We start from the raw sequence: 10,016 nt of genomic DNA on the forward strand, positions 1-10,016 counted from the left end.
TTATTGTTTTATAAACCGTTTTCTAAGAACCTGACGGTTATCACTAATCTCAAAGATATAAAGACCTGAGTTAAAATCCTTAATATCCACTTGCAAAATATTATCAGACACAGTGTGACTTCCTTCTCTTAAAACAGATCCTTTCACATCTATAATCCTGTATCTGAACTGATTGACTGCTTCTGGAGCTGCCACATTTATCTTGTCATTTGCTGGAACAGGATAAAGTTTAAATCCTTTAAAATCCACATCTTCGGGACCAATTGATGTAATTGGGTCTTCTAAAATGTCGCCCTCTGGCATGGCTAGTTTCTGATTGGTGAACAATAAAAACTGATTAGCCCTCAATCTGAAAGTCCTTGAGTTTCCCGTAATATTAATTTCCTCTCCTGTGAAATAATTATACCATGTTCCCTGCGTAGGAAAACTCAGGTTCGCATTATTGACATCTGTAAGACCAAAATTTCCATGAAGAATAAATTGAAAATCCCCATCAATAAGTCTGATGGATTTTAAGGGCTGAGCCAAATTTAGAATGGCATTATCGGGATTGTTAAATGCATTATGATTCTTTTTCAGGTCGATCATGGCCCTATACAAATTAAACAACCTGATCCTATCTGGATCATCAAGGTAATTCCACCTGGTAGGTTTGATTCCAAGCCTATCGTTGTTCAATTCCAAATCATACCCAAATTCTTCAAACTGCCATATCATCTTTGGACCGGGAATGGAAAAAAAGAACGTTGCCATCAACTGATTTCTGTTAACCGCATTTCTTAATTGCCTCAGGTTGACAGGGGAAGTCTGTCCCCATGTAAGGGTTTCCCACATCGTCCTTTCTTCATCGTGACTTTCCATGTAGCTAACCAAGTTGTTTTTTGCCCAACCTCTTGTTTGGTAATATCCCCAATCAAAATTTCTTGAATTGCCTTTGGCTATTTCCCTGAAATCAAAATTAAGATTGCCCCAAAACATCATGCCGTAATCTGCCAATTCCTTTTCTTCTGAATTATCTGCAAAATGCTCTAAAATCACATAAGCGTCAGGATGATTTGCCTTGATTCGATCATGGATATTTTTCCAAATATCAATTCTGGATTGATCTCTTTGACCCCACTGGCCAACATTATCTCCTGAATTGACTTGGGTAAATCCTTTGCTCAAATCAAATCTATAGCCGTCTACTTTGTATTCCGCCAACCAATAATTATTAACCGAATCCACAAATGCTTTGGTGTAAGTACTTTCATGGTTGAAATCATAACCCACATTAAATGGATGCCTAGCCGTCCTGTTAAGCCATGGATTATCCAGTGTAGGAGCCCCATAATCCCCATCATTATAAAGCCTGACATAAGGATTTTGTCCAAATGCATGATTAAGGACCATATCCAAAATCACCACCATATCCCTTTTATGCGCTTCATCTATCAGCTCCTTCAAATGGTTTTTCGGTCCATAGAATTTATCGACAGCAAAAAAGAAGGATGGGTTATAACCCCATGAAAGATTACCTTCAAACTCTTTAATCGGCATCAATTCTATTGCATTGATACCAAGATCTTTCAAATAATCCAGTCTTTCAGTTACTGCCTTGAATGTTCTTCTGTCGTCAAAGTCTCTGACCAATAGTTCATAAACCACCAATTCTTCCGGAGCAGGTTTATTGTAATCGGTATGTTGCCATTGGTATTCTTCTTGAGCGGTCTGTAAAAATGTAGCCTGAAAATCAGTCTTTCCTTGAGGATAAGGTTTCAATCCAGGATACCTATTTTGTTGAATAATTTCACCGTCATGAAAAGGGTCAGAAACTTTATCCGCATAAGGATCACCAATTCGGATGCTCCCATCTATTAAATATTGAAAAATATATTCCTGACCCGGAACAAGTCCTGTCAACCTGTACCAAAACATTTCCCCGTCCAAAGTCTGATTCATTTGGTATGCTTGCAATACCTGCCAATCATTAAAATCCCCGATCACAAATGCATTTTTTTTCATTGGGGCTTCCAAAACCAAAACCACTTCTGTATCAGAAATATAATTGATACCCTTCAGCACTCCTTGTGGCAAGGGTTGTTTAGGACTTGGCCCTACCACGGTGATGACAAGTTCTGCTGTATTTTCTTCCTCTCCTTTTACCGCTTTGGCTTCAACATTAAATGCACCCTCAGATACTGCCTGATAAGTGTAACCTAATTCATCAACATTAGAAGATGAACTGACTATAGAACCATTTATTGAAATACTCAGGTCAGCGAGTTCAGAAGAAACTATAGAAATTTCCTGGGTATCCCCCACTTCCAAAAGCACTGATGAACTGGTTGGATTGTTAAATGTGACCTGAAAGCCTTGACTTAGATCGACAAAAAAATCGCCATTTGTATCAGTCTTTCCTTCCCTGGTCCCATCTGCATTCCTGAAGACCATCCCCATTCTGTATATAGTTTGTCCTGAGGTAATGTTGAAAAACTCGTTGGGCGTCAATTCCCATTCCCATATATTATCTGCGACTTTGGTCATCCTGGCATCAGGATTGGAAGTTCCCCATGCAAATGGCACGATCGCCCATACGTTTGAGGTTGGACCTGCTATGACAGCCCCGATATGTATATAGATCGGATCAAGACCCTGAAGCCCTGTGGTCCCTTTGGTGGCATCATAAGTTATTTTGATATTCTGGTCAGCACGAGGGAAACTTGGGACTGTTGTAACTTGTCCAAATACGGAAGCTGCTGAAGCCAAAAAAGCAAGAGAAATTAGTAATTTTTTAAGCATTTGTAAATTTTGGTTAGCTGCTCTGGAATATAAAGCTAAAAAGAGATGATAGCAAAAAGGCTACTTGAAAGTAGCCTTTTTTGGTATCTTTAATTGAAATTATTGCAGGATAAATAAATATCTGCCATCAAGCGAATTAAACCAAATTTTATATGTTCCAGCTTCGATGGGAATATTATCAGGGCTTCCTAGAACGCCTATACCTGAAATGGGGGTAACCGCTCCCCAGTTTACTTCCCATGAATTATTTGCTCTGAATTTTATAAAGCCATTAATAACAGTCTGCTCCACAAACCAAATATGATTACCTCCAAATATCCTTGATGTCATAGGAGTACTTGAATCCCATCCACCAGGCACTGTTGAATCACCAATTGTTCCAATTGAAGCATATTCTGTGGCGGTATCGCCAGTAAAAGGTACAATGGAGAAAGTATTTGTTTCAAGGTTCAAGGTAAAGGTATAAAATCCCTCAGAAGGAATAACAAATGATCCAGGATCAGATCCTCCACCTTCATTGACAGCTACAGTCGAACCGTCATTGGTGCCAAATTGGGGCTGCCACTCTCCTAGTGTTTCCAACACCTTAAATTCTCCTTCACCAAAGAATCCTGTATACACATAAAGGTCTGTATTTACAGGATCTCTGAATAATGGAGGATTGTTGCTGTTGTTATTCCATCCAGGTGCCGCAGCAGCGCCGACAAGGAATAGGTTTCTAAGAACTGCACTTTCTCCAAAAGTGGTGACAGCAATAGTTGCAGGCGCTCCAATTAGGTCAGATAAATTTCTTTCAGTTACCGCTTTAACTCGGAATTCCATGTTTCCTGTTTCTCCTGCGACAATACCTTTTGATATTGCTCTTCTATTGATCTCAGCTACTTCAACCAATACCGTTGTACTGGTATTAGATCCTAAATCAAAAGGAGTTGCGAAATTGTTGCCGGGTCTGTCCAACTGAATAATATAAGTTACTTCTGTAGAAATGCCAAAATCAGCAGGACTGACTTCAAATGCTATAAACTCTTCAGCATCTTCTTCTGTCAAGACTATGGGAGAAGTGGACAAAATTGAAGATGTGGTTTGGGATATAATTGGCGGTTGGGCAATTTCACCACATGACCAAATTAATGGGAGCAAAAATGCAACCCAAAGGACTTTAGAAAATATTTTCATAGGTAATTGTTTTGGTATTTATTGTTTTTAAACATTTATAAATTAATTCAAACTAAATATGGATATTTTACAATATACTACGATTAAATATAGTGTCAATAGTATCCACAGGATAAATAATCATCCAAAAATTAAACAAACAAAAATGTTAAAGCAAGCACTTGACCTAAATTTCTATTAATAAAAACAGTGCAAACGTCACCGCAATCGTTTGCACATATTTTAAAATTTGAAACTATTTTATGTATCTTGGCACTATCAAAAAGGAAATGATGATAATAGTTAATCGTAAGATTAGACTTTAATTACTCAACAATAAGGCTGAAATTTATCTTGGAAAAATATAATTTTTATGAAATTAGGACAAGCAACAATCAAAGATATTGCGAAAGAACTTAATGTTTCTTCATCTACTGTTTCAAGAGCATTAAAGGATTACCCGGGCATCAGTGATGAAACAAAAAGAAGAGTAAAGGAATTAGCAGAGAAACTAAATTACAGACCCAATGCAGTGGCCCTGAGCTTGAGGAAAAGTAAATCATTTACTATAGGTGTCATCATTCCGGAGGTTGTACATTTTTTCTTCTCGACTGTGATCAGCGGAATTGAGGAAGTTGCCTTTACCAATGGATATAATGTGATATTATGTCAGACAAATGAAAAACTGAGCCGTGAGCAAAGCAGCATTGAAACCATGCTTTCAAATCAGATAGATGGATTTTTAGTGAGTTTTTCCAGAGAAACTACTGATTTTAGCCATTTCAAAAAATTACTGGATCTTGGATTTCCGATTGTATTTTTTGATCGATTGCCTGATCTGGAAAATACGGTAAATGTTACAGTAAATGATTATCAAGGTGCTTATGACGCAGTCAGTCATCTTATTGCACAGGGTTACAAAAAAATAGCACACCTATCTGGCCCTCGAAACCTATCCATCAGCAAAAAAAGAAAAGAAGGCTATTTGGATGCTTTGAAAATTGCAGGATATGAACCTCAACCTGATTGGATCATTGAATGTCCTTACGGTACCGAAAAAGAAAGCTTTGATATTACAACCGAATTATTCAAAAATCCGGAAAATATTCCAGATGCAATTTTTGCTCACCATGACATAGTGGCTGCCGGGGCAATGATGGCTTTGAGAAATTTAGGATTGAGGATCCCCGAGGATGTAGGCGTGGTAGGTTATTCCAATTGGCAGTTCTCTTCCATGATTGATCCCCCCCTATCTACGGTTTCCCAACCTGGATTCAAAATCGGTGAACAATCTTCTAAACTCCTTTTAGAAATGATCAATACAAAGAAGGGTCAATCTTGGGAACCAAAAAACATAGTTTTGGATACCGAATTACTGGTTAGAAAGTCTTCTGTTAAGGTTTGATAAAAAAAAATCCAGTAAAGTCATATTTTTTGTGCAAACGTTTGAATTTAACTGTTTGACCTAAAACCAGCCATATTTATTTAAAAACGTTCGTTGAACCAAAGGCATGAAACTAAGCCACATTTCATACTTTAATATTACTTCCTAAATTGAACCACTAAGCAACTAGATTGCTTAAAATTTATTTACCTTTTCTATCAAAATATAAGCCTAATGACCTCCCCTAAAAAAAGCCCAAAGAATTCCAGAAACCTTGGAATCGGTGATGTGATATCTTGGAGCAAAAAGAACAATGGAATAAAAGGCGAGACAACTTCCGCCCGTTTTGAATTAACAGTTTTTGAAGAGCACACCATTCGGGTACAAATCAGTCAAAGTGATTCTTTCTACCCGAACCCTTACAGCACAATCATTACTCCCAAAAATATTTCTACCAACATTGAGGAAAAAGCAGAAAAACAAGTATGGATAAAGACCTCAAAAATACATTTATGCCTAAACCTCTCTCCTTTTTTTCTAACCTTCCAAACACCAAATGGTGAAATCATCAATCAGGATGATCCTGCTTTTGCTGTTTCCTGGCTGGGAACGGAGGTGACCAATTATAAAAAGGTGCAGAAAAATGAAAGGTTTATTGGATTAGGAGAAAAGACCGGCAACCTTGATCGAGCTGGCAGGGCATACACTAATTGGAACACTGATTATTTTGCCTATGGTACAGGAGATGACCCCTTATATATGAGCATTCCTTTTTATATAGGAATCCATGATCAACTTGCCTATGGGATTTTCTTTGACAATACCCACAAGAGTGTATTCAACTTTGGCGCCTCAAACAACAGATTCATTTATTTTTCAGGAGATGATGGGGATATGGATTATTACTTTTTTCATGATGATTCAGTACCCAAAATCATAAGTGCATACAGTAACCTGACCGGAAAAATGGAAATGCCGCCCCTGTGGTCCTTAGGTTTCCAACAATGCAGGTATTCGTATTATCCGGATTCTGAAGTGACTACTTTAGCCCAGACTTTCAGGGATAAGGACATGCCTGCTGATGTGATTTACCTTGATATTCATCACATGGAAAAATACAAGGTTTTCACATTTGATGGACAGAAATTCCCCGATCCAAAAAGTATGATCCAAGCTTTGAAAGCAAAGGGATTTAAGGTGGTGGTCATTATGGACCCTGGCATCAAAACAGATAAGGGCTATCTTCCCTATGATGAAGGAAAGAAAAAAGATCTTTTTGTTAAATATCCTGATGGGCAGATTTATGAGGGTCAAGTTTGGCCCGGATGGTGCGCATTCCCGGATTTTACCAAACCGGAAACAAGGCAATGGTGGGCAGAAAAAATGGCTTTCTATAATGAAGCGGGAGTTGATGGCTATTGGACGGATATGAATGAACCTGCTTCATGGGGGCAGTTCACTCCAAACCTCATTGATTTTAGTTATGAAGGTGAGCTTGTCAGCCATCGAAAAGCCAGAAATATTTACGGCTTTCAGATGGCAAGAAGTGCCATGGAAGGAAGTCTGCTCCAACGACCCGATGAAAGGCCTTTTGTCCTTACAAGATCAGGGTTTTCGGGAATTCAACGCTATGCTGCTGCCTGGACTGGAGACAATGTGGCGACCGAAGAACATATGATGGCCGGAATCAGATTGGTCAACAGTCTTGGAATTAGCGGAGTGGCTTTTGCCGGTTATGATGTCGGTGGTTTTGCTGGTGAAGCCACTAAATCTCTTTATGCCAGGTGGATGAGTATTGCTGTATTTTCCCCACTTTTCAGAGCACATTCTATGATCAACAGTAGTGATGCTGAGCCTTGGGCTTTTGGAGAGGAAGTGGAAGAAATCTCCAGAAACTACATGAAATTACGGTACAGATTACTTCCTACAATTTATAGCAGTTTTTATCTGAGTACGATATCAGGGCTTCCTTTGGCAAAAAGCCTTGCTGTGGATTATCCCCATGACAAAAAAATATACCTGACAGGATTTCAAAATCAATACATCTTTTGTGATAAACTCTTGATAGCGCCTGTGGAAAGTACTGTCGAAATCACAAAAGCATATCTTCCTGATGGAGATTGGTATTATATGTATGACAGTCAGTTGCACCAAGGTAATCAGGTCATTTATCAAGATTGCCCACTGAATTACCTTCCTGTATACGTCAAAGCAGGATCCATCCTGGCTTTACAATCTGATATTTCTCATACAGGGGAATCTAATGATGGAATATTGTATATGCATATCTATCAAGGCAGAGAAAAAACTGTCCATGTACACTATGAAGATGATGGCATTAGCAATGATTACAAAAAGGGGGGATTTTACAAAAGAGAAATTGAATGGGACTCTTCAGAAGGAAGATTAATATTTAATAAGCCTCATGGTAATTTTGTGAGCAAATTCAAAAAGATAAAATTATACCTTCATGGTGACATAAAAGTGGATTCTGCAAAAATTGGAGAATTGGCTTTAGAATCTCAATATGAAAATGTGAGTTTTCTTGGAAAACTGACGGAATTTGATCCTTTACCGGAACACGATCATCCATATTATGAAATCAAAGGCACTGTAAGTTTTACATTTAAGCATTCAATTGAAGAATTTTCCATAGATTTTCATTAAAAGTCCAAGGTTTAATTTCATTAATATCAACCAAAAATAATGCAGGCAATAAAACAAAAACCAAGACTTAGTTTTTGGCAGATCTGGAACATGAGTTTCGGATTTCTTGGAATTCAATTTGGATTTGCCCTTCAAGGTGGTTTCATGTCCAGAATATTCCAAACCCTTGGCGCTGAAAAAGATGCTATCCCTTTGTTATGGATCGCTGCACCTTTGACAGGTCTGATCATTCAGCCTATTGTTGGGTATTTAAGTGATCGTACTTGGCATTATAAATTTGGCAGAAGGAGACCTTATTTTCTCATTGGGGCGGTCTTGAGTACCTGTGCGTTGTTTTTTGCTCCATACTCAAGCGCACTTTGGATGGCTGCCGGCTCCTTATGGATATTGGATGCTTCCATCAATATCAGCATGGAACCCTTCCGAGCGTTAGTCGCAGATAAACTACCGGACAGCCAACGGTCTTATGGTTTTGTGGTACAAACCCTCATCATTGGCATAGGTACTTGGGTGGCAAGTAATCTACCTTGGATGATGACCCAAATGGGTATTCCCAATACCGCTGCACCAGGTGTGGTTCCTGACTCTGTCAAATATGCATTTGCCATAGGGGCTGTAGTACTTTTAGGCTCCATTTTATACACTATTCTTACCACTGATGAATATCCACCGGAAGATTTAAAAGCCTTTGAAAAAGAAAAAGAAGAGAATAAAGGTTTTTGGAATGGATTCAAAGAAATTTTCAGAAACATAGCAGGTATGCCAAATGTCATGAAAAAATTGGGTGTGGTCCAGTTTTTTTCTTGGTTTGCCTTTTTTACCATGTGGAGTTTTGCAACTCCGGCAATTACCGAACATATTTTCAAAGCAACAGACACTTCTTCTTTGGCTTACAATAATGCCGCTGATAGTGTGGGAAATTATTTGGGTACTTATGGGCTTATCTCCATGTTCTATGCCCTGATATTGGCCTTCGTGACCAGCAAAATCAAAATCAACAGGAAACTGGTACACATGCTAAGCTTGATTGCAGGGGGATGTGGTTTTATTTTGATCTATTATATTTCAGAACCATGGATGCTTCATCTTTGCTTTGCTTTGGTGGGGATTGCTTGGGCAAGTATCCTATCCATGCCTTATGCCATGCTTTCCAGTTCTGTCAACCCAAAACAAATGGGTGTTTATATGGGGATATTTAATATGTTCATTGTCATTCCGCAAATCGTTGCTGCTTTGGGCGGAATCAATTTCATGTACAAATTTCTATTTGGAGAAGATGTAATCTTTACCATGGTACTTGCCGGTACATCACTCATCCTTGCTGGATTTGCCAATTTGCTGATTACAGACAGAAATGCTACTCATGATGGGTAGTTTTCAGTGTTCAGTTGGCAGTCGCAGTTTTCAGGGTTCATGACAACCTTTGAGGTCTTTTTTTAGACCTCGAAGGTTTTTTACCTTGGAAGAACGTCAGAGTTTAGTATACAGGTTGGAAGTGGGCAGTCGCAGTATGCAGTAAGCAGTGTTCAGACGAAAAAAAACAAACGTAAATGGAAAAAATAAGAATCACCGGAGTTCCGGAGCATTTCAATTATCCTTGGATCAAGGTGGTTGAATCTCAACCTTTTCTCCAGGAAGGCATTGAATTGGAATGGATCAATGAACCTAAAGGTTCGGGTGCGATGAACAAAGATATCAGGTCAGGGGAAACTGATCTTGCCATAATTCTGACAGAAAGCTTTATCAAAGACAAAATAGAAGGGAATCCCGGTCTGATCATTGGATTGCATGTAGCTTCTCCCTTGATATGGGGAATTCATATACCGGGAGGTTCATTGGTAAATGAAATTCATAAACTGGAAAACCACCATTTTGTAATCAGCCGATATGGTTCAGGTTCACACTTGATGGCCTTTGTCTTGGCCAAAAGAGAAAATTGGGATCCGGAATCTTTGGATTTTGAAGTTGTAGGTGATCTTGAAGGTGCAAAGAATGCCTTGAGTGGGGATGACACCAAAATCTTCTTGTG

General features: G+C 38.7%; 5 protein-coding genes and 1 pseudogene. 4 read left to right on the top strand and 2 right to left on the bottom strand.

Going from position 1 to position 10,016, the window contains the following annotated elements:
* Nucleotides 1–2,781 (bottom strand): alpha-amylase family glycosyl hydrolase, encoded by a 2,781-nt coding sequence (locus tag ACEW8U_RS16915; RefSeq protein WP_373523235.1) that lies wholly within the window; start codon nt 2,779–2,781, stop codon nt 1–3.
* A gap of 99 nt (nt 2,782–2,880) precedes the next feature.
* On the bottom strand, nt 2,881–3,957 hold the full coding sequence (locus ACEW8U_RS16920) for a SusE domain-containing protein (RefSeq protein ID WP_373523236.1): 1,077 nt from the start codon (nt 3,955–3,957) through the stop codon (nt 2,881–2,883).
* 352 nt (nt 3,958–4,309) lie between these two features.
* On the opposite strand from ACEW8U_RS16920, the gene ACEW8U_RS16925 reads away from it, so the two are divergent.
* From ACEW8U_RS16925 to ACEW8U_RS16940, 4 genes and pseudogenes are all read left to right on the top strand, one after another.
* Nucleotides 4,310–5,341 carry a LacI family DNA-binding transcriptional regulator gene (locus ACEW8U_RS16925; RefSeq protein ID WP_373523237.1) on the top strand — a complete coding sequence of 344 codons (1,032 nt, stop codon included), beginning with the start codon at nt 4,310–4,312 and terminating at the stop codon, nt 5,339–5,341.
* A gap of 213 nt (nt 5,342–5,554) precedes the next feature.
* The gene (locus tag ACEW8U_RS16930; RefSeq protein WP_373523238.1) at nt 5,555–7,987 is read left to right on the top strand and encodes a TIM-barrel domain-containing protein; all 2,433 of its coding nucleotides are present in this window, start codon (nt 5,555–5,557) and stop codon (nt 7,985–7,987) included.
* Between the two features lie 39 nt (nt 7,988–8,026).
* Complete coding sequence (locus ACEW8U_RS16935; protein ID WP_373523239.1) at nt 8,027–9,361, top strand: MFS transporter; 1,335 nt, start codon at nt 8,027–8,029, stop codon at nt 9,359–9,361.
* A 176-nt stretch (nt 9,362–9,537) separates the two neighbouring features.
* Nucleotides 9,538–10,016 (top strand): annotated as a pseudogene (locus ACEW8U_RS16940) (ABC transporter substrate-binding protein); the annotation flags it as partial.

It is taken from the genome of Aquiflexum sp., assembly GCF_041751335.1.
Taxonomy (GTDB): Bacteria; Bacteroidota; Bacteroidia; order Cytophagales; family Cyclobacteriaceae; genus Aquiflexum.

Coding starts and splice junctions, on each gene's coding strand:
- ACEW8U_RS16915 (WP_373523235.1), bottom strand. CDS start 2,781: ATGCTTAAAAAATTACTAATTTCTCTTGCTTTTTTGGCTTCAGCAGCT.
- ACEW8U_RS16920 (WP_373523236.1), bottom strand. CDS start 3,957: ATGAAAATATTTTCTAAAGTCCTTTGGGTTGCATTTTTGCTCCCATTA.
- ACEW8U_RS16925 (WP_373523237.1), top strand. CDS start 4,310: ATGAAATTAGGACAAGCAACAATCAAAGATATTGCGAAAGAACTTAAT.
- ACEW8U_RS16930 (WP_373523238.1), top strand. CDS start 5,555: ATGACCTCCCCTAAAAAAAGCCCAAAGAATTCCAGAAACCTTGGAATC.
- ACEW8U_RS16935 (WP_373523239.1), top strand. CDS start 8,027: ATGCAGGCAATAAAACAAAAACCAAGACTTAGTTTTTGGCAGATCTGG.